Genomic DNA, 21,147 nt, shown 5'->3' with positions numbered 1-21,147 from the left:
CCGGGGGCCGTTCCGTCCTCCGGCGCGGGTGCCGGAGGACGGAACGCGCCGCTCGGGCCGGCGCCCGCGCCGCTCAGCCGCGCTGACGCGAGGGGCGCCAGCGCGTGGTGGCCGCCCTGGTGGCCCCCGAGAGCCGCTGAGGGCCCCAGCGGGCCGTGAGGGACGCCCAGTGCTCCGAGGCGGCCCACACCACCCGTACGGACGAGCGAGGCGCCAGGAGTGCGCGCAGCCGGGGCCAGCGGTCGGCCAGGGCGTCGAGCCCCTCCCGGACCCGCCGTACGTCGTCGGCGAGGCCCGTGACCGGCCGTGGCTCGGGCGCGTACAGCACCTGCTCCACCGCACCGGCCACCCGGTGCACCGCCTCGGCGGCCTCCCCCTCCAGCCGGCCGAGCCGTACGATGCGCTCCGCCGCCTTCCGCGGTGTCCGTGATTCGTCGGGCGGGACCCCGTGGTCCCAGGCCGTATCGGTGATCTCCAGCCAGGCCGCCAGCGTCCGCGCCGTCGCGTCCGCGGGGGTGCGCCCCCCGGATCCCAGCCGCCTGGCCCGGATCCTGGTCCGCCACAGCAGGGGCAGCAGCGTCAGCGCCACCACCGCGAGCCCGCCCAGGACGATCCACAGCACGGTCGACAGCGGGAAACCGGAATCCGTCGGCGGCAGGGCGGCGCCGGGAGCGGCCGCGCCGCACTCGCCCAGCCGCCGTGACTGCGCCGGACAGCTGTCCGTGGCGGACGGCTCCGCGGACGGCGCGGCCGAGGTGCTCGCATCGGGACCGGCCACGTCGCTCGGCCCGTCGGACGGCACGTCCTGCCGGGTGTAGTCGGGCGCGCTGCCCCGGCTCGGCGTCGGCTCGAACCGGGTCCACCCGACGCCCTCGAAGTACAGCTCGGGCCAGGCGTGCGCGTCACGCAGCCCGACGGACATGCTGCCGTCCGGCTGCGGCGTGCCCGGCGTGAAGCCCACCGCGACGCGCGCCGGGATGCCCAGCGTCCGGGCCATCGCGGCCATCGAGAAGGAGAAGTGGACGCAGAAGCCTTCCTTGTTCCTGAGGAACCGCGTGATCGCAGTGACGCCGGTGCCCGAGTCCACCTCGGTGTTGTACGTGAAGCCACCGTCCAGCGCGAACCAGTCCTGGAGCCTGACGGCCTTCTCATAGTCGTTCGCCGCGCCCCTGGTGACATCGAGCGCTGTCGACTTCACCATGTCGGGCAGGACCGCGGGGACCTCGGTGTACTCACGGCGCAGCGCCGACGGAGCCGGCGGCGCCGCGGCGAGCTGTTCCCGGGTCGGGTTCACCAGCAGGCTGCTGACCTCGTACTGCGCGCCGCGCGTCGACTGTCCGCGGTCGCCCACCAGCGTCCTGCCCGCCGGCTCGAAGCGCCAGCGCCCCTCGATGTCCACCTGGGTCGCCGGATAGGGCATCGGCAGATAGTTCTGCCGGTACCAGCCGGCGGCCGAGATATTGGTCCTGACCTCGGTGGTGCTGACCTCGGGGCTCAGCCCGGGGGAGCCGGGCAGCCGGTCCGGTACGTCCTCGACCCCGCGTTGCGAGAACCGCCAGGACGTGCCGTCGAACTTGTCCAGCGCCATGATCCGCAGATACATGTCCTGGGTGTCCGGCGCGTTCGTCTTGTAACGCAGCGCCTCGCGGTCCTCCGGCTGGTTCAGATTGTCCTGGAGCGAGATCAGCGGGTTGACCGCGGAGATGGTGCCCCCGCCGCCCGCCCCCGAGCCGTTCCCGCCGCCGGTGCCGGCCAGCAGGCCGCCGTCCAGCGCGGGCAGCGCGGCCGGGACCACCAGCGCGACACCCAGCGCCACCACACCGATACGGCGTCCGGTACGGACCGGCGCGCGCCCGCCCGAGGCGTCCGGTCCTGACGGGAACCGGCCCGGCGTACGCGGCGCGCCGCCGAACACCCGGCCCCACTGGGACAGCCGGTCCCGGCCCTCCGCCAGGAGCAGCAGCAGATAGCCCGCGGCCGCGAGGAGGAACCACAGCCAGCCCCCGGCGCCGCCGGAGAGGCCCGCGGCGACCGAGTAGAGCGCGAGCAGCGGCAGTCCGGCCGGGGCCGCGTTGCGGAAGGTCACCGCGATCGCGTCCACCGCGAGCCCGATGACCAGGACGCCGCCGATCAGCATCAGCCTGATGCCGTCCGTCGCGGGCGCCGGTATCGCGTACCGGCCGACGTCGTCGCCGCCCTCGGTGAGCAGCCGGCCGAAGTGCGCGAAGACCTCGGGGGTCGGCACGACGCCGATCAGCGCCTGCTCCGAGGCGAAGACCACCGTGAGCATCAGCAGGACGGCGAGGCCCTGGAGCGCCACGGTCAGTGTCCTGGCCAGCGGCACCCGCCGGGCCAGCGCGCCCACCCCGCCGACGACCGCAAGCATGAGCGCGGCGTGCAGCAGCCAGAGGGCCGGTTCGACCAGCGGCAGCAGGGCGCCCGCCGCCATCAGCGTGGCGGCGAAAGCGCACAGCGCCAGCCTTCCGCTACCGCTCATGACCATCCTCCGGAGAAGCCTGTCGTACCGCCCGTGACGGCCGATTCCGATCGCTGCCGCGCGGCCAGCTGCCACAGCTCGGGCAGCGCGGCCCCCGAGGGCACGGCGAGCGCGGTCCACCCGGCCTCGCGCAGCTGCCGCAGCCGGTCCTCGACGGGCCCCGCGGGGTCGGCGCCCTGGGTCCAGCCGGTGCTGTCCAGTACGAAGGCGACGGCCACGGCGCTGCGCTGCCGCATCCGGGCCGCCACCTCCGTCTGCTCCTCGTCCAGATCGCCGAAGAACGCGACCAGCAGCCCTTCGGTGCCGCCGCGCAGGACGGAGTACGCGGGGGAGAGGGCCGTGCCGTCGGAGTGCTCGACGACCGCGAGGGTGTCCATCATCAGTCCGGCCGAGTCGGCGGACTCCTGGGTCGCTCCCGCGAAGCCGTCGCCGCCCTCGCCGGGCATCGAGCTGCCGGTGTCCGTCAACAGCCGTACCGCGAAGCCGCGTTCCAGCAGATGCACCAGAGCGGAGGCCGTGCCCGACACCGCCCATTCGAAGGCGGAGTCGGGGCCCGAGCCCTGGTAGGCGCTTCGCCGGGTGTCCAGCAGCACCGTGCATCGGGCCCGCTGCGGCTGCTCCTCGCGGCGCACCATCAACTCGCCGTAGCGGGCCGTGGAGCGCCAGTGCACCCGGCGCAGATCGTCGCCGTGCCGGTAGCCGCGGGGGATCACATCGTCCTCGCCGGCCAGCGACAGCGAGCGCTGCCGCCCCTCGCCGTACCCCGACGCCTCGCCGCCGAGCCGTACCGGTGGCAGCGGTTCGGTGCGCGGGACGACGGTCAGGGTGTCGTACGCGCTGAACGAGCGGGTCAGCTCGCACATCCCGAAGGGGTCGCTCAGCCGCAGCTGGAGCGGTCCGAGCGGATACCGCCCGCGCAGATCCGAGCGCACCCGGTAGGACACCTCGCGCCGGCCGCCGGGCTCGACCCGGTCCAGCACGAACCGGGGGCGCGGGCCGAGCACGTACGGTACGTGGTCCTGGAGCATCAGCAGCCCGGTGGGCATCCGCGTCACGTTGTCCATCCGCAGCTGCACCCGTGCCTCGGAGCCCGCGGGGACCCGGGAGGGCGACAGCCGCCGGCTGCCCGCGACCCGGTAACGGGTGCGGTAGAGGACCGCCACGCAGATCAGCGGCAGCACGGCGAGCAGGATCCCCACACGCAGCAGATCCGACTGGCCCAGGACATAGGCGCAGACGGCCGCCGCGACCCCGGCCGCGAGGAACGACCGGCCGCGCGTGGTCAGTCCGGACAGCGCGGCCCGCAGCCCGCCCTTCTCCTCGCCGCCCTCGGCCACCGGCCCCCCGGGCGCCATCACAGCCGCCGTACGCCGGGCTGCTGGCCGTAGAGCGGTCCGCCGTGCGATGCCTGGCGCCCGGGGCCCTGGCCGCCGCCCGCCGTCGGGACCGGGACGCGCTGGAGGATCTCCAGCACGACCTGCTCGGCGGTACGGCGGTTCAGCTGTGCCTGGGCCGTGGGCAGCAGCCGGTGCGCGAGCACCGCCGTCGCCAGGGACTGCAGATCGTCCGGCAGCGCGTAGTCCCGTCCGCTCAGCGCCGCCGCGGCCTTCGCGGCACGCAGCAGATGGAGCGTCGCGCGCGGCGAGGCGCCGAGTCTGAGGTCGGGGTGGTTACGGGTCGCCCCGACCAGCTCGACCGCGTACCGCCGCACGGACTCGGCGACATGGACCGTACGCACCGCGTCGATCAGCTTCACGATGTCGTGCGCGTGCGCCACCGGCTGGAGGTCGTCCAGGGGGGATATGCCGCCGTGCACGTCCAGCATCTGCAACTCGGCCTCCGCGCTCGGGTAGCCGATCGAGACCCTGGCCATGAAGCGGTCGCGCTGCGCCTCGGGCAGCGGGTACGTCCCCTCCATCTCCACCGGGTTCTGGGTGGCCACCACCATGAAGGGGCTGGGCAGTTCATAGGTCTGCCCGTCGATGGTGACCTGACGCTCCTCCATGGACTCCAGCAGCGCCGACTGGGTCTTGGGCGAGGCGCGGTTGATCTCGTCGCCGATCACGATCTGAGCGAAGATCGCGCCCGGCTTGAACTCGAAGTCCCGCCGCTGCTGGTCGTAGATCGACACCCCGGTGATGTCGGAAGGCAGCAGGTCGGGGGTGAACTGAATGCGCTGCACCGAACAGTCGATGGAGCGCGCGAGCGCTTTGGCCAGCATGGTCTTGCCCACGCCGGGGACATCCTCGATCAGAAGATGTCCCTCGGCGAGCAGCACGGTCAGCGAAAGCCGTACGACCTCTGGCTTGCCCTCGATCACAGCCTCCACCGACGCGCGCACCCGCTCCGCTGTGGTGGTCAGATCTGTAAGGCTCGCTCGATCGTCATAGGTCGTCACCCGGCCCTCCTCGGCCCTTTCCTCGGGCCGATGCTCATCAGACGGCCCGGCCCTCCCCGAAACACGGACACCGTCTCCGGATGGTTCCGGAGCGGTGCCACACACGCATTCTTGTTGCCGTTACCGCTTCGTGTCATCCGCCTGTGGATAAGTGGGTGTGATATGTCGGCTTTGCTGTTTATCTCGGGGAGGCGTGTCCGGTGACGGTGCTCAGGCGTCGGCGCTCAGGCGTCGGCGTCGATCTCCCGCAGGAGACCGGTCTTCACGTCGAAGACGAAACCGCGGACGTCGTCGGTGTGCGGCAGGAAGGGCGAGGTCCTCACTCGCCGCATGGACTGCCGTACGTCCTGATCGACATCGCGGAACGCCTCCACGGCCCAGGCGGGCCGCTGTCCGACCTCCATTTCCAGCTCGTGCCGGAACTCCTCGGTCAGGCTTTCCAGGCCGCAGCCGGTGTGGTGGATGAGGACGACGCTGCGCGTGCCCAGCGCCCGCTGGCTGATGGTGAGGGAGCGGATGACGTCGTCGGTGACGACACCGCCCGCGTTGCGGATGGTGTGGCAGTCGCCCAGGGAGAGCCCGAGCGCGCCGTGCAGGTCGAGCCTGGCGTCCATGCAGGCGACCACGGCGACCCGCAGCACGGGGCGCGCGTCCATGCCCGGGTCGCCGAACCCGGCGGCGTAGAGGAGGTTGGCGTCGATGAGCCGGTCGGTGACCGTCCCGCCGGTGCGGGCCGCGCCGGCGGGAGCCTCGACGGGCTCTGCGGGGAGATGTGCGGAAGTCGACATACCTATGACGGTAGTCGTCACGAGGCGGTCAAGCCTGCTGTGGGAGGGGACAAAGAACGTCAACGTGGCTTGGTGTGAGCTAACCCACATGGGTGAGTCCGGCGGGGCCGGGCGAGTGAATTGTGCCGTTTATGGTCTTGTGGTGAGTGACCCTTGCGACGCGCTGACCGGTTGATTGACCGGAAGAGCGAGTGGACTAAAGTGACGCGAAGTTCACGGACACATCCCGGACACATTCCGAACCCACCACAATATTCCCGCATGTCGCGGCGTACGTGCGGCTCGGCCTCCTCCCGCTCGGCGGTCGGCCGACGCCTCTTCCGGCGCCGGCGGACCACCTCCCCTTCTGAGCGGGCGGGGACCCGGCGGTACGTACGGCCGCGCCGGATCTGAGAGGGCGCATGAGCGAGCGCAGCGAGCGAATCATGGAGAGCCGCGCGCCCGCGGAACGCCGTACGGACACCCCCCGCACACCACGGGCCGGCGCCCTTCCCGAAGGGCGCGCACGCCGCGAGGGGCGCGCATGAACCAGGTCCGGCACGTTCCCGTGATGCTCCAGCGGTGCCTCGATCTGCTGGCCCCCGCGCTCGCCGAGCCCGGCGCGGTCGTCGTCGACTGCACCCTCGGTCTCGGCGGACACAGCGAGGCCCTGCTCTCCACGTTCCCCGCCGCCCGGCTGGTCGCGCTCGACCGCGACCAGGAGGCGCTGCGGCTCTCCGGCGAGCGGCTCGCCCCGTTCGGCGACCGCGCCACCCTCGTCCACGCCGTCTACGACGAACTGCCCGAGGTGCTCGCCCGGCTGGGGATCCCCCGCGTCCAGGGCGTGCTCTTCGACCTCGGCGTCTCCTCGATGCAGCTGGACGAGGCGGAGCGCGGCTTCGCCTACGCCCAGGACGCCCCCCTCGACATGCGCATGGACCAGTCGTCCGGCGTCAGCGCCGCCGAGGTCCTCAACACCTACCCGCCCGGCGAACTGGTACGGATCCTGCGCGCGTACGGCGAGGAGAAGCAGGCCAAGCGGATCGTCTCCGCGGTCGTCAGGGAGCGCGAGAAGGAGCCCTTCTCGCACAGCGCCCGGCTGGTCGAGCTGATCCGCGACGCCCTCCCACAGGCCGCCAAGCGCACCGGCGGCAACCCCGCCAAGCGCACCTTCCAGGCCCTGCGCATCGAGGTCAACGGCGAACTGTCCGTCCTGGAGCAGGCCATTCCGGCCGCCGTGGGGTCCCTGGCCGTCGGCGGCCGGATCGCCGTCCTCTCGTACCACTCGCTGGAGGACCGCCTCGTCAAGCAGGTCCTCGCGGCCGGGGCCGCCAACACCGCGCCGCCCGGTCTGCCCGTCGTCCCCGAGCGCTACCAGCCCCGGCTGAAACTGCTCACCCGCGGCGCCGAACTCCCCACGGAGGAAGAGATCGCGGAGAACCGCCGCGCGGCCCCGGCGCGGCTGCGGGGGGCGGAGCGGATCCGGGAGGACGCTCTGTGAGCGGACCGGCCAAGCAGTTGAGGGGGCGGGCCGCGCGGCTCGCCCAGATGATGCCCTCCGGAACCAGTTCGGCGGCGCGCACCCCCTTCGTCCTGCTGGTCGTGCTGCTCCTCGGCGGCGGTCTGATCACCCTGCTGCTGCTGAACTCCTCCCTCAACGAGGGCTCGTTCCAGCTGAGCGAGCTGAAGAAACGGACGACCGACCTCACCGACGAGGAACAGGCCCTGCAACGGGACGTGGACGAACGTTCCGCGCCGTACGCCCTGGAGCGGCGGGCCCGTGAGCTCGGCATGGTGCCCGGCGGCAGCCCCGCCTTCCTCAACCCGGACGGTACGGTCCGCGGCGTGCCCGGTGCCGGGGCGTCGCCCTCCGCGCAGCCGTCGGCCCAGTCCGCGGGCCGGCCCTCTCCCATGGAGGAGGCCCCGCCCTCGGCGGTCTCGCCGCCGTCTCCCACGCTCCCCTCCCCTTTCCCGTCCCCCGTCTTTCCCGTCCCCGTCCCTCTCCGCCGACCCCGCCCGTGAGACCCCCGGGCAGGCCCCCGCACCGGCCTTTGGCACGCCGGCCCCGACGACCCCCGGCAGGTGACCCAGTGCCCTCCCAGGAACCCCCGCGCCGCCGGGTGCCCAAGCCCGCGCGCTCCGGGAACGACGGACGGTCCCGCCCCGTGCCCCGGCCCGCCGCCCGCCGCCCGCGCCCCGCGTCCCGTGCCCCGCGCCGGATCAGGCTCGGCAGCCCCCGTCCCCGGCTCCGGCTGGTCAGCCTCGGACTGACCCTCGTCATGCTGGCGTTCGTCGTCCGGCTCCTCCAGGTGCAGGCGGTCGACGCCAGCGCGTACGCCGCCAAGGCGGAGAAGAGCCGCTACCTCAGCCACACGATCGCGGCCGAGCGCGGGGAGATCACCGACCGCTCCGGGATCGCCCTCGCCACCAGCGTCGACGCGTACGACATCACCGCCGACCCGTCGATGTTCACCGCCGACTTCACCAAGGTCCCGGACGCCCCCGAACAGGCCGCCGCGCTGCTCGCCCCGATCCTGGGCGCGGAGAGCGCCGACATCGTGAAGAAGCTCAGGACCCCCGACTCGCCCCGCTACACCGTGCTGGCACGCCGCCAGACCCCGCAGGTCTGGAACCAGATCAAGGACCTCAAGCGCGTCCTCGCCGAGAAAGCGAGCAAGGCGAGCAGGACCGCCAAGGGGAAGGCCGCCGGCTCGGCCACCACCGTCAGCGTGCTGTCGGGCGTCCTCCAGGAGGCCAGCAGCAAGCGCGTGTATCCCAACGGCGATCTCGCCGCCGGGATACTGGGGTACGTCAACGCCGCGGGCCGCGGCGCGGGCGGTGTCGAATCCATGCTGGACAAGCGGCTGGCGGGCGAGGACGGAAAGGTCACCTACGCCCAGTCGGGAGGCCGCCGCGTCCCCACCGCCAGCTCCCACGAGACCCCCGCCGTGCCCGGCTCCGACATCGAGCTGACCATCGACCGGGACATCCAGTGGGCCGCCCAGCAGGCCATCGGCGACCAGGTGAAGGAGTCCAGGGCGGACCGCGGCTATGTGGTGGTCCAGAACACCAGGACGGGCGAGGTGCTCGCCATGGCCAACGCCCCCGGCTTCGACCCCAACGACGTCTCCGCGGCCAACGCCGCCGCCATGGGCAACGCGGCCCTCCAGGACGTGTACGAGCCCGGCTCCACCAGCAAGGTCATGTCGATGGCCGCCGTACTGGAGGAGAAGGCCGCCACCCCCGGCACCCATGTGGTCGTCCCGAACCGGCTGCACCGCGGGGACCGGCTCTTCAAGGACGACATCGACCACCCCACCTGGAACCTGACCCTCAACGGCGTCCTCGCCAAGTCCAGCAACATCGGCACCATCCTGGCGACCGGCCAGCTCGGCAGAACACAGCCCGAGGCCAACAAGGTCCTCCACTCGTATCTCAGCAAGTTCGGCATCGGCAGGCCCACCGGTCTCGGCTATCCCGGCGAGACCCAGGGCATCCTGGCCCAGCCGCAGGACTGGTCCACCTCGCAGCAGTACACGATCCCCTTCGGCCAGGGCCTGTCCCTCAACGCGATGCAGGCCGCCTCGGTCTACTCGACCATCGCCAACGGCGGCGTACGGATCGAACCCACCCTGATCCGCGGCGCGCGGGGCCCCGACGGCCGGTTCACCGCCGCCCCCGCGCCCAAGAAGACCCGCGTGGTGAGCGACGAGACCGCCAGGACGGTCGCCACCATGCTGGAGTCGGTCGTCGGCAACGAGGAGGGGACGGGCACCAAGGCCGCCATCCCCGGCTACCGCGTCGCGGGCAAGACGGGTACGGCCAACCGGGTCGACCCGAAGCTCGGCGTCTACAAGGGCTACACCGCCTCCTTCGCCGGCTTCGCGCCCGCCGACGACCCGCAGATCACCGTCTACTGCGCCATCCAGAACCCCACCAAGGGCAGCTACTTCGGCGGACAGATCTGCGGCCCCATCTACAAGAAGGTCATGGAGTTCGCTCTCAAGACCCTGCAGGTCGAACCGACCGGCAGTAAACCCGCCCGGCTGCCGGTCACCTTCAAACCCGGCGAGTGACCCCAGGGAAAGCCCCAGTGACAACGATCACCCCCGATTCCGGGAACCACCCGGAACCCCCCGCGCACCAGTCCCCCTCACGTGGCTCGCGGCCCGCGGAGCCCGGTACGCTCACCGCCGTGCCACAAGCTGATCAGTACCGAACCACCCCGAAGGACGCCCCTGTGAACCATCCGGGGACGCCCCGTCCGGACCGGGTACGCCCGACCTCCCTCGCGGAGCTGGCGGCCCGGCTGGGCGCCGAGGCACCGGACCCGGGGGAGGTGAAGGGCCCTGGGGAAGCGACCGGCATCACCCACGACTCGCGCGCCGTGCGCCCCGGGGACATCTACGCGGCCCTCCCCGGCGCCCGCTTCCACGGCGCCGACTTCGCCGCCCAGGCCGCCGACCTCGGGGCCGCCGCGATCCTGACGGACCCGGCGGGCACCGAGCGCGCCGCGGCCACCGGCCTGCCGGTCCTGACCGTCCAGGACCCGCGGGGCCGCATGGGGCAGCTCGCCGCCGAGATCTACGGACACCCCGGCAGGGATCTGCTCCAGATCGGGATCACCGGCACCTCAGGCAAGACCACCACCGCGTATCTCATCGAGGGCGGACTGCGCGGCGCGGGCCACCGCACCGGCCTCATCGGCACCGTCGAGATGCGTATCGACGACGAGCGCATCAAGTCGGAGCGCACCACCCCCGAGGCCACCGACCTCCAGGCCCTCTTCGCCGTCATGCGCGAGCGGGGCGTCGAATCCGTCGCCATGGAGGTCTCCAGCCACGCGCTGGTCCTCGGCCGGGTCGACGGGTGCGTGTTCGACGTCGCAGTCTTCAACAACCTCAGCCCGGAGCACATGGAGTTCCACTCCGGCATGGAGGACTACTTCCAGGCGAAGGCACGGCTCTTCACCCCGGAGCGCAGCAAGACCGGCGTCGTGAACTTCGACGACGAGTACGGCCGCCGGCTCGTCGCGGAGGCGACCGTCCCGGTCACCACCTTCTCCGCGGAGGGCCACCCGGACGCCGACTGGCGCGCCGAGGACGTCGTGGTCGGCTCGCACGGCTCCACCTTCACCGCGATCGGCCCCAAGGGGGAGCGGGTCCGCGCCGAGGCGCCGCTGCCAGGACCGTTCAACGTCGCCAACACCCTGGCCGCGGTCGTCACCCTCGCCGTCGCCGGGATCGACCCGCACACCGCCGCCGACGGCATCGCCGCGGTCCCCGGCGTGCCGGGCCGGCTGGAGCGGGTGGAGGCCGGTCAGCCGTATCTCGCCGTCGTCGACTACGCCCACAAGACGGACGCCGTCGAATCGGTCCTGCGCTCCCTGCGCAAGGTCACCAAGGGCAAGGTGCACATCGTCCTCGGCTGCGGCGGCGACCGCGACAAGACCAAGCGCGGCCCGATGGGCGCGGCGGCGGCGCGGCTCGCCGACACCGCCGTACTGACCTCCGACAACCCGCGCGGCGAGGACCCGCTCGCGATCCTCGCCACCATGCTCGCGGGCGCGGCCGAGGTGCCGATCCACGAGCGCGGGGACGTCCTGGTCGACGCCGACCGGGCCTCCGCCATCGCCGCCGCGGTGGGCCTGGCCGAGGACGACGACACCGTACTGGTCGCCGGCAAGGGCCATGAGCAGGGCCAGGACATCGCCGGGGTGGTACGCGCCTTCGACGACCGCCAGGTCCTGCGTGAGGCCATCGAGCGCTCCCTCCGCCATGAGCCGGGCCGTGAGCCCGGCCCCGAGCACCGTCACGAGAACAACAGTCAGGGATGACCCAGTGATCGCCCTCTCTCTCGCCGAGATCGCCGCCATCGTCGGCGGGCAGCCGCACGACATACCGGATCCGGCCGTCCGTGTCACCGGATCCGTCGTCTACGACTCCCGCGCGGTGGAGACCGGCAGCCTGTTCGCCGCCTTCGCCGGAGAGCGCGTCGACGGCCACGACTACGCGCGGCGTGCCGTCGAGGCGGGCGCGGTGGCCGTACTGGCCACCCGCCCCGTCGGTGTGCCCGCGATCGTCGTGGACGACGTAGTACGCGCCCTCGGCGCCCTCGCCCGCGATGTCGTGGAGCGCCTCGGCGCCACCGCCGTCGCGCTGACCGGCTCGGCCGGCAAGACCAGCACCAAGGACCTCATCGCCCAGCTGCTCCAGCGCCTCGCGCCCACGATCTGGCCCGAGGGCAATCTCAACAACGAGATCGGCCTGCCGGTGACCGCCCTGCGGGCCGTCGAGGACACCCGCTACCTCGTCCTCGAAATGGGCGCGCGCTACATCGGCGACATCCGCTACCTCACCGGACTCGTCCCGCCCCGGATCGGCCTCGTACTGAACGTCGGCACCGCCCACATCGGCGAGTTCGGCGGCCGGGAGCAGATCGCCCAGGCCAAGGGCGAGATGGTCGAGTCCCTGCCGTCCGCGGCCGAGGGCGGGGTGGCGGTGCTCAACGCCGACGACCCGCTCGTCCGCGCGATGGTGACCCGCACCAAGGCCCGTACCGTGCTGTTCGGAGAGTCAGACGAAGCAGACGTACGGGCAGAGAACGTCCGCCTCACCGCGACCGGACAGCCCGCTTTCCGGCTTCGAACACCCTCCGGGTGCAGCGACGTGACGCTGCGGCTGTACGGTGAGCACCACGTGTCGAACGCGCTCGCCGCGGCCGCCGTCGCCCATGAGTTGGGCATGTCCGTCGACGAGATCGCAGTGGCGCTCTCCGAGGCGGGAACCCTCTCCCGCTGGCGTATGGAGGTCACCGAGCGCTCGGACGGCGTGACGATCGTCAACGACGCCTACAACGCGAACCCGGAATCCATGAGAGCGGCGCTCCGCGCGCTGGTCGCCATGGGTGGTGCCTCACGGGCCACGGGGGGCCGTACGTGGGCGGTGCTCGGCCCGATGGCCGAGCTGGGTGACGAATCGCTCGCCGAGCACGACGCGGTCGGACGGCTCGCCGTCCGGCTCAACGTCAGCAAGCTCGTGGCAGTCGGGGGCAGGGAAGCGTCCTGGCTGCAACTGGGCGCTTACAACGAGGGTTCGTGGGGTGAGGAGTCGGTGCACGTGTCCGACGCGCAGGCGGCGGTCGACCTGTTGCGCAGTGAACTGCGTCCGGGAGACGTCGTGCTGGTGAAGGCTTCGAGGTCGGCAGGCCTGGAGCGAGTCGCCCTGGCACTGGTCGAGAACGCCACCGAGGGCGAGGTCGCCGGCCGATGAGGCAGATCCTCTTCGCGGGAGCCATCGGGCTCTTCCTGACACTGATCGGCACCCCGCTGCTGATCAAGCTCCTGGCCCGCAAGGGATACGGGCAGTTCATCCGGGACGACGGCCCGCGCACGCACGGCAGCAAGAAGGGCACGCCCACCATGGGCGGCATCGCCTTCATCCTGGCCACGCTCATCGCGTACGCCCTGGCGAAGGTGATCACCGGCGAGGACCCGACCTTCTCGGGTGTGCTGGTGCTGTTCCTGATGGCCGGGATGGGGCTCGTCGGGTTCCTCGACGACTACATCAAGATCGTGAAGCAGCGGTCGCTCGGTCTGCGGGCCAAGGCGAAAATGGCCGGCCAGCTGATCGTCGGTATCGCCTTCGCGGTGCTGTCGCTCCAGTTCGCCGACTACCGCGGCAACACTCCCGCCTCCACCAGGCTGTCGTTCGTCACGGACTTCGGCTGGTCGATCGGCCCGGTGCTGTTCGTGGTCTGGGCGCTGTTCATGATTCTCGCGATGTCCAACGGTGTGAACCTGACGGACGGTCTGGACGGCCTCGCCACCGGCGCCTCGGTGATGGTCTTCGGCGCGTACACCTTCATCGGTCTGTGGCAATTCCAGGAGTCCTGCGCCAACGCGACGACCCTGACCAACCCCAACGCCTGTTTCGAGGTACGAGATCCCCTGGACCTCGCGGTCGTCGCCTCGGCGCTGATGGGCTCCTGCTTCGGCTTCCTGTGGTGGAACACCTCACCGGCCAAGATCTTCATGGGGGACACCGGTTCGCTCGCGCTCGGCGGCGCGCTCGCCGGTCTGGCGATCTGCTCCCGCACGGAGTTCCTGATGGCCATCCTCGGCGGCCTCTTCGTGATGATCACCATGTCCGTGGTCATCCAGGTCGGTTCGTTCAAGATGACCGGGAAGCGGGTCTTCCGGATGGCGCCGCTCCAGCACCACTTCGAACTCAAGGGGTGGTCCGAAGTCCTTGTGGTGGTCCGCTTCTGGATCATCCAGGGCATGTGCGTCATCGTGGGTCTGGGGCTCTTCTACGCGGGCTGGGCGGCCGAGAAGTGAACTGGCAGGGCAAGCGGGTCACCGTCGCGGGTCTCGGGGTCTCCGGGATCCCGGCGGCCCGGGTACTGCGCGGACTGGGCGCGGAGGTCACCGTCGTCGACGACGGCGACGACGAGCGGGCCCGCGCCCAGGCCGCCGAGCTGGAGAAGCTGGGCGTCACCGTCCGCCTCGGCGACGGGGCGAGCCTGCCCGAAGGCACCGAACTCGTCGTCACGGCCCCCGGCTGGAAGCCGGACAAGCCGCTCTTCCTGGCCGCCGCGGCGGCCGGGGTGGAGATCTGGGGCGATGTCGAGCTGGCCTGGCGGCTGCGCGGACCCGGCGCGGCCCCCTGGCTCGCCGTCACCGGCACCAACGGCAAGACGACGACCGTCAGGATGCTCGCCTCGATCCTGGCCGCCGCGGGGCTGCGTACGGCCGCCGTCGGCAATATCGGTGTCTCGCTGCTGGACGCCGTCACCGGCGAGGAGACGTACGACGTACTCGCCGTCGAGCTGTCCAGCTACCAGCTGCACTGGGCACCGAGCCCGCGCGCCCACTCCGGCGCGGTGCTCAACCTCGCGCCCGACCATCTGGACTGGCACGGCTCCATGGCGGCGTACGCCGCCGACAAGGGCCGGATCTACGAGGGCAACAGCGTCGCCTGCGTCTACAACGTGGCCGACCCGGCCACCGAGGACCTGGTGCGCGCGGCCGACGTCGAGGAGGGCTGCCGCGCGATCGGCTTCACCCTCGGCACCCCAGGACCGTCCCAACTCGGCGTCGTGGACGGCATCCTGGTCGACCGCGCCTTCGTCGAGAACCGGCGCGAGCAGGCCCAGGAGCTCGCCCATGTCTCCGACGTCGATCCGCCCGTCCCGCACAACATCGCCAACGCGCTCGCCGCCGCGGCACTGGCGCGCGCGTACGGTGTCGAGCCGGCCGCCGTACGTGACGGACTGCGCGCCTTCCGCCCCGACCCGCACCGGATCGAGCGCGTCGCGGACGTCGCGGGCGTCACGTACATCGACGACTCCAAGGCCACCAACACCCATGCCGCCGAGGCGTCACTCGCGGCGTACGACCCGATCGTCTGGATCGCGGGCGGTCTCGCCAAGGGCGCGACCTTCGACGAACTCGTCGGGACGTCCGCGAAGCGGCTGCGCGGTGTGGTGCTGATCGGCAAGGACCGGGCGCTCATCCGGGAAGCCCTCGCGCGACACGCCCCCGAAGTCCCGGTCGTGGACCTCGACCGGACCGACACTGGGGCGATGTCGGCCGCGGTCCGCGAAGCGGCACGGCTCGCGCAGCCGGGGGACACGGTACTGATGGCCCCGGCCTGTGCCTCGATGGACATGTTCGTCAACTACAACAAGCGGGGCGAGGCGTTCGCGGACGCGGTACACGCCCTCGCCGCCGAGCACGCCTGACCCGGTGTCGCAGCAGCAGGCCGCAGCCCACTGACCACCCGCGCCAGCCGCGCCAGGCACGACTGGAGGGGACAGCGACGATGCCGGCCGACGACACCGCGGACCGATATCCGCGGCCCGCGCCGGGGCCCGTCCGCCGCGGCTGGGGCTTCCTGGGCGCGATTCCCGGCGCTCCCGCACTCGCGGGGGCGCCCGGTGGCGCGGACACCCCGGAGGAGCGCGCGCACGCCGGTGCGGACGCCCGCGCGGGGCACCCGGCAGGGCTCGCGCTGCGCGGCCGGGCCGCCGGAGCCGCCGTACGCCGTCCTGCCGCCACCCGGCGCGGGGGCGGCAGGAGCGGCGCCTCCGGGCGGCAGCGCGGGGGCGGACCCCGGCGCTTCTACGAGCGGATGAGGCGCGCCTGGGACCGGCCGCTCACCGCGTACTACCTGATCCTCGGCAGCGGTCTGCTGATCACCGTGCTCGGTCTGGTGATGGTGTACTCCGCGTCGATGATCTACGCGCTCCAGCTGTCGCTGCCCGCCACGTACTTCTTCCGCAAGCAGTTCCTCGCGGTGGTCCTCGGCACCGGCCTGCTGCTGCTCGCCTCCCGGATGCCGATCAAGCTCAACCGCGCGCTCTCGTACCCGCTGCTGGTCGGTACGGTCTTCCTGATGGTGCTCGTCCAGGTCCCGGGCATAGGGCGTTCGGTCAACGGCAACCAGAACTGGATCTATCTGGGCGGCCCGTTCCAGCTCCAGCCCAGCGAGTTCGGCAAACTGGCGCTGATCCTCTGGGGCGCCGATCTGCTCGCCCGTAAACAGGACAAGCGGCTGCTGACCCAGTGGAAACATCTGCTGGTGCCGTTCGTCCCGGTCGCCCTGATGCTGCTCGGACTGATCATGCTCGGCGGCGACATGGGGACCGCCATCATCCTCTCGGCGATCCTCTTCGGACTGCTCTGGCTGGCCGGCGCCCCCACCCGGCTCTTCGCCGGTGTGCTGGCCGTCGCCGGGCTGATCGGCTTCGCGCTGATCAAGACCAGCGAGAACCGGCTGTCGCGGTTCGCCTGCATCGGCGCGATCGATCTGGGCCCGGAGGGGGAGTGCTGGCAGGCGGTCCACGGGATCTACGCGCTGGCCTCCGGCGGATGGTTCGGTTCCGGCCTCGGCGCGAGTGTGGAAAAGTGGGGCCAACTGCCTGAACCGCACACCGACTTCATTTTCGCCATCACCGGGGAGGAACTGGGTCTGGCGGGGACGCTGTCGGTACTCGCACTGTTCGCGGCCCTAGGCTATGCGGGTATCCGCGTGGCCGGACGCACGGAGGATCCCTTCGTGAGGTACGCCGCGGGAGGTGTGACCACCTGGGTCACGGTGCAGGCCGTGATCAACATCGGTGCGGTGCTCGGCCTGCTGCCGATCGCCGGAGTCCCGCTCCCGCTGTTCTCCTACGGAGGGTCGGCCCTGCTGCCGACCATGTTCGCTATCGGGCTGCTGATCGCGTTCGCGCGAGAGGATCCCGCCGCGAAAGCGGCCCTGGCCATGCGACGGCCCGGGGTGAGATGGAAGACGATGAGACGGCGCGTCAAGAAGCGTCCGTCCGGAGAGCGGTGAATTTCGGTGCATGTCGTACTCGCCGGTGGGGGGACCGCCGGCCACATCGAGCCCGCGCTCGCCCTCGCGGACGCCCTGCGCAGGCAGGACCCCACCGTGGGGATCACGGCCCTCGGCACGGAGCGCGGACTGGAGACCAGGCTCGTACCGGAGCGGGGGTACGAGCTGGGACTGATCCCCGCCGTACCGCTGCCGCGCAAACCCACGCCCGAACTGATCACCGTCCCCGGGCGGCTGCGCGGCACGATCAAGGCCGCCGAGCAGATCCTGGAACGCACCAAGGCGGACTGCGTGGTGGGCTTCGGCGGCTATGTCGCGCTGCCCGGCTATCTGGCCGCCAAACGGCTCGGGGTGCCGATCATCGTCCATGAGGCCAACGCCAGGCCGGGACTGGCCAACAAGATCGGCTCGCGGTACGCGGCCGGTGTTGCCGTCTCCACCCCGGACAGCAAGCTGCGCGGCGCCCGGTACATCGGCATCCCGCTGCGCCGTACCATCGCCACCCTCGACCGGGCTCGCGTACGCCCCGAGGCGCGCGCGGCGTTCGGCCTCGACCCCAATCTGCCGACGCTGCTCGTCTCCGGCGGCTCCCAGGGCGCGCGCCGGCTCAACGAGGTGATCCAGCAGATCGCTCCGGTGCTCCAGCGCTCCGGAATCCAGATCCTGCACGCGGTCGGCCCGAAGAATGAAATGCCGCGCGTGGACAACATGCCCGGAATGCCGCCCTATATCCCGGTACCGTATGTGGACCGGATGGACCTCGCGTACGCCGCTGCCGACATGATGCTCTGCCGCGCGGGCGCGATGACCGTCGCCGAACTCTCCGCCGTCGGACTGCCGGCCGCCTACGTACCGCTGCCGATCGGCAACGGTGAACAGCGGCTCAACGCCCAGCCGGTGGTGAAGGCCGGCGGCGGACTGCTGGTCGATGACGCCGAACTGACCCCCGAGTGGGTCCAGAGCCATGTGCTCCCGGTGCTCGCCGATCCGCACCGGCTGTACGAGATGTCCCGCGCGGCCTCCGAGTTCGGCCGCCGGGACGCCGATGATCTGCTCGTAGGAATGGTGTACGAGGCGATCGCCGCACGCCGCCAGGCGTAGCGGCGCAGGGAGGCAGGGGAGCGTGGCCGGACCGACGACCGCAGAGCGTGGTACCCGACCGCGGTCGGAGTCCGGCCGCCCCGACGAGGGGCCGCCGGGCCGCCGGTTCCGGCTCCCCCGCTTCCGTCTCTCTCCCCGTGTGCTGATCGCGTTCATCGCCGCGGTCGTGCTGGTCGCGGGCGGGATCTGGGTGCTGTACGGGTCTTCGTGGCTGCGGGTCGAGACGGTGAACACCTCGGGCACGGACGTGCTCACGCACGCCGAGGTCGAGGCCGCCGCCGTGGTCCCGGTCGGGGCTCCGCTGATTTCCGTCGACACGGACGGGATTGAGGCGCGGCTGCGCCGGAAGCTGCCGCGTATCGATTCGGTCGAGGTGATCCGTTCATGGCCGAACGGGATCGGGCTGAAAGTGATCGAGCGAAAGCCCGCACTGCTTCTCGAAAAGGGAGCAAAGTTCATCGAAGTGGACGCCGGGGGTGTGCGTTTCGCCACGGTCGAGAAGGCGCCCAAGGATGTGCCCCTCCTCGAATTGACGGTGGCCCGGTCCGCCGGAACACAACGCTTCGGAACGGAGCGGCTGATGCGTGAAGCGGTACGGGTCCGCGCCGAACTGCCGGAGAAAGTGGCCGGGGACATCAGGGTCGTACGGGTCCGTTCGTACGACTCGATCTCCCTGGAGCTGACCGGCGGCCGTACGGTGATGTGGGGAAGCGGAGAGGACGGTACGGCCAAGGCGCGTGCGCTCACCGCTCTCATGAAAGCGGTCCCCAAGGCGGGGCACTTCGATGTGAGCGCACCCACCGCGCCTGCGGCGTCGGGGAGTTGACGGGCAAATGTGCTGGCCAGCACCCTGGTTGGTCAGCGCTATGGGTGATCACATAGGGTGAAAAGAAAAACGGGAGGTTCGGCGTGTTCGTTGAACGTGCGCCACTTGTCGACTTAGTGTCCTGTTCGGAAGAGTCCAAGAAGCGGACACACTGGTAACCCTGAACTTCAACGTGAGGGTTTGGGTCGGCGTTTCGGACCGTCCCATCGGCATCAGTCGTCGCGGCGCCACATCAGCGAAGCGACGACACGTAACTCGAGGCGAGAGGCCTTCGACGTGGCAGCACCGCAGAACTACCTCGCAGTCATCAAGGTCATCGGTGTCGGCGGCGGTGGTGTCAATGCCATCAACCGAATGATCGAGGTCGGCCTCAAGGGCGTTGAGTTCATCGCGATCAACACCGACGCACAAGCCCTGTTGATGAGCGACGCCGACGTCAAGCTCGACGTCGGCCGTGAACTCACCCGTGGCCTCGGCGCCGGAGCCAACCCGGCAGTCGGCCGCAAGGCGGCAGAGGACCACCGCGAGGAGATCGAGGAGGTCCTCAAGGGGGCCGACATGGTCTTCGTCACCGCCGGCGAGGGCGGCGGCACCGGCACCGGCGGCGCGCCCGTCGTCGCCAATATCGCCCGCTCGCTCGGCGCCCTCACGATCGGTGTGGTCACCCGCCCGTTCACCTTCGAGGGCCGTCGCCGCGCGAACCAGGCGGAGGACGGCATCGCCGAACTCCGCGAAGAGGTCGACACCCTCATCGTCATCCCCAACGACCGGCTGCTGTCCATCTCGGACCGCCAGGTCAGCGTCCTCGACGCGTTCAAGTCCGCGGACCAGGTGCTGCTGTCGGGTGTCCAGGGCATCACCGACCTCATCACCACCCCGGGCCTGATCAACCTCGACTTCGCCGACGTCAAGTCCGTGATGTCCGAGGCGGGCTCCGCGCTCATGGGCATCGGCTCGGCCCGCGGCGACGACCGCGCGGTGGCCGCCGCCGAGATGGCGATCTCCTCGCCGCTCCTCGAAGCGTCCATCGACGGCGCCCGCGGTGTCCTGCTCTCCATCTCCGGCGGTTCCGACCTCGGTCTCTTCGAGATCAACGAGGCGGCGCAGCTGGTCAGCGAGGCGGCCCACCCCGAGGCCAACATCATCTTCGGCGCCGTCATCGACGACGCCCTGGGCGACGAGGTACGGGTCACCGTGATCGCGGCCGGTTTCGACGGCGGACAGCCGCCGACCCGGCGCGAGACCGTACTCGGCGCGGGCTCCTCGAAGCGCGACGAGCAGCCGGCGCCCTCCCGGTCCTCGGACACCGGCCGCTCCTCGGGCGGACTGGGCACCGTACCGCCGCGCGAGGAGCGGCCGGTCAAGTCCGAGCCCATTCCCGCGGTCAACGAGAAGCCGCTCTCCCCGGTGAACCAGCCGCAGGTTCCCCCGGCCCGTCCCTACCAGGACAGCCAGGCCGAGGAGCTGGACGTTCCGGACTTCTTGAAGTGATACGACAGCACGAAACACGGAGCGGCGCGCACTTCGCCTTCACCGACCGGTGGGGCGGGGTGAGCGCCGCTCCGTACGATCAGCTCAATCTCGGCGGCGCGGTCGGCGACGGTCCCGGGGCCGTACGCACCAACCGTGAACTCGCCGCGAAGGCGCTGGCGCTCGACCCCGCGCGGGTCGTCTGGATGAACCAGGTGCACGGCCGCGATGTGGCCGTCGTCGAAGGGCCGTGGACGAGCGCGGACATCCCGGCCGTCGACGCGATCGTCACGCCGCGCAGCGGACTGGCACTCGCCGTACTCACCGCGGACTGCGTTCCGCTGCTGCTGGCCGACCCGGTCGCCGGGATCGCGGCCGCCGCCCACGCGGGCCGTCCCGGTCTGGTCGCCGGGATCGTCCCGGCCGCCGTCGAGGCGATGATCACACTCGGCGCGGAACCGTCCCGGATCACCGCCCGTACCGGACCGGCCGTCTGCGGTCGCTGCTACGAAGTCCCGGAGCGGATGCGGGACGAGGTCGCCGCCGTCGTACCGGAGGCCCACTCCGAGACCAGCTGGTCCACCCCGGCCGTGGATGTCGTCGCCGGGGTCCACGCACAGCTCGACGCGCTCGGGGTCCGTGACCGGCAGCGCTCGGCGGTCTGCACACTGGAGTCGGACGACCACTATTCGTACCGCCGCGACCGCACCACCGGACGGCTCGCCGGCTATGTCTGGCTGGACTGATAA

Annotated in this window: 16 protein-coding genes; 12 read left to right on the top strand and 4 right to left on the bottom strand. The window is 71.4% G+C overall.

Features of this window, described 5'->3' with window-relative positions; all coding sequences use genetic code 11:
• Window positions 1-73 precede the first annotated feature (73 nt).
• The 4 genes from CU044_RS03000 to CU044_RS02985 form a co-directional block, all read right to left on the bottom strand.
• Entirely contained in the window at window positions 74-2,497 is a 2,424-nt protein-coding gene (locus CU044_RS03000; RefSeq protein ID WP_129766860.1) for a DUF3488 and transglutaminase-like domain-containing protein, read from the bottom strand.
• Window positions 2,494-3,852, bottom strand: a complete 1,359-nt coding sequence (locus tag CU044_RS02995; RefSeq protein WP_129766859.1) for a DUF58 domain-containing protein — start codon at window positions 3,850-3,852, stop codon at window positions 2,494-2,496. Before CU044_RS02995 ends, CU044_RS03000 begins: the two co-directional genes overlap by 4 nt.
• Window positions 3,852-4,895 (bottom strand): MoxR family ATPase, encoded by a 1,044-nt coding sequence (locus CU044_RS02990; protein ID WP_129766858.1) that lies wholly within the window; start codon window positions 4,893-4,895, stop codon window positions 3,852-3,854. The genes CU044_RS02995 and CU044_RS02990 overlap by 1 nt, the downstream gene beginning before the upstream one ends.
• A 224-nt stretch (window positions 4,896-5,119) precedes the next feature.
• Window positions 5,120-5,746 carry a carbonic anhydrase gene (locus tag CU044_RS02985; RefSeq protein ID WP_240045302.1) on the bottom strand — a complete coding sequence of 209 codons (627 nt, stop codon included), beginning with the start codon at window positions 5,744-5,746 and terminating at the stop codon, window positions 5,120-5,122.
• Window positions 5,747-6,206: 460 nt separating this feature from the next.
• Here CU044_RS02985 and rsmH point away from each other — a divergent pair, with 460 nt between their 5' ends.
• The 12 genes from rsmH to pgeF all read left to right on the top strand — a co-directional run bounded on the left by rsmH (window position 6,207) and on the right by pgeF (window position 21,144).
• Window positions 6,207-7,163, top strand: a complete 957-nt coding sequence (rsmH, locus tag CU044_RS02980; RefSeq protein WP_129766856.1) for a 16S rRNA (cytosine(1402)-N(4))-methyltransferase RsmH — start codon at window positions 6,207-6,209, stop codon at window positions 7,161-7,163.
• The gene (locus tag CU044_RS02975) at window positions 7,160-7,684 is read left to right on the top strand and encodes a cell division protein FtsL (protein ID WP_240045301.1); all 525 of its coding nucleotides are present in this window, start codon (window positions 7,160-7,162) and stop codon (window positions 7,682-7,684) included. The genes rsmH and CU044_RS02975 overlap by 4 nt, the downstream gene beginning before the upstream one ends.
• A gap of 68 nt (window positions 7,685-7,752) precedes the next feature.
• Window positions 7,753-9,738 carry a penicillin-binding protein 2 gene (locus CU044_RS02970; protein ID WP_129766855.1) on the top strand — a complete coding sequence of 662 codons (1,986 nt, stop codon included), beginning with the start codon at window positions 7,753-7,755 and terminating at the stop codon, window positions 9,736-9,738.
• A gap of 164 nt (window positions 9,739-9,902) precedes the next feature.
• The gene (locus CU044_RS02965; protein WP_240045300.1) at window positions 9,903-11,498 is read left to right on the top strand and encodes a UDP-N-acetylmuramoyl-L-alanyl-D-glutamate--2,6-diaminopimelate ligase; all 1,596 of its coding nucleotides are present in this window, start codon (window positions 9,903-9,905) and stop codon (window positions 11,496-11,498) included.
• Between the two features lie 4 nt (window positions 11,499-11,502).
• Window positions 11,503-12,933, top strand: coding sequence for a UDP-N-acetylmuramoyl-tripeptide--D-alanyl-D-alanine ligase (gene murF / locus CU044_RS02960; RefSeq protein ID WP_129766853.1), 1,431 nt, complete (start codon window positions 11,503-11,505; stop codon window positions 12,931-12,933).
• The gene (gene mraY, locus CU044_RS02955) at window positions 12,930-14,000 is read left to right on the top strand and encodes a phospho-N-acetylmuramoyl-pentapeptide-transferase (RefSeq protein ID WP_129766852.1); all 1,071 of its coding nucleotides are present in this window, start codon (window positions 12,930-12,932) and stop codon (window positions 13,998-14,000) included. The genes murF and mraY overlap by 4 nt, the downstream gene beginning before the upstream one ends.
• Window positions 13,997-15,406, top strand: a complete 1,410-nt coding sequence (murD, locus tag CU044_RS02950; protein WP_240045299.1) for a UDP-N-acetylmuramoyl-L-alanine--D-glutamate ligase — start codon at window positions 13,997-13,999, stop codon at window positions 15,404-15,406. The genes mraY and murD overlap by 4 nt, the downstream gene beginning before the upstream one ends.
• Before the next feature lie 80 nt (window positions 15,407-15,486).
• On the top strand, window positions 15,487-17,001 hold the full coding sequence (gene ftsW, locus CU044_RS02945) for a putative lipid II flippase FtsW (RefSeq protein ID WP_129766851.1): 1,515 nt from the start codon (window positions 15,487-15,489) through the stop codon (window positions 16,999-17,001).
• Window positions 17,002-17,007: 6 nt separating this feature from the next.
• Window positions 17,008-18,102, top strand: a complete 1,095-nt coding sequence (gene murG / locus CU044_RS02940) for an undecaprenyldiphospho-muramoylpentapeptide beta-N-acetylglucosaminyltransferase (protein WP_030353511.1) — start codon at window positions 17,008-17,010, stop codon at window positions 18,100-18,102.
• Window positions 18,103-18,124: 22 nt separating this feature from the next.
• A complete protein-coding gene (locus CU044_RS02935) occupies window positions 18,125-18,928 on the top strand; it encodes an FtsQ-type POTRA domain-containing protein (protein WP_129766850.1) in 804 nt (267 codons plus the stop codon).
• A 276-nt stretch (window positions 18,929-19,204) separates the two neighbouring features.
• Window positions 19,205-20,419, top strand: a complete 1,215-nt coding sequence (gene ftsZ, locus CU044_RS02925; protein ID WP_129766848.1) for a cell division protein FtsZ — start codon at window positions 19,205-19,207, stop codon at window positions 20,417-20,419.
• Entirely contained in the window at window positions 20,416-21,144 is a 729-nt protein-coding gene (gene pgeF, locus CU044_RS02920; RefSeq protein ID WP_129766847.1) for a peptidoglycan editing factor PgeF, read from the top strand. Before ftsZ ends, pgeF begins: the two co-directional genes overlap by 4 nt.
• Window positions 21,145-21,147 lie beyond the last annotated feature (3 nt).

The sequence above is a fragment of the Streptomyces sp. L-9-10 genome (assembly GCF_004151105.1).
In the GTDB taxonomy this organism is placed as follows: Bacteria; Actinomycetota; Actinomycetes; order Streptomycetales; family Streptomycetaceae; genus Streptomyces.
The sequence above is the reverse complement of the archived record's forward strand: the minus strand, read 5'-3'. Positions and strand labels throughout refer to the sequence as shown.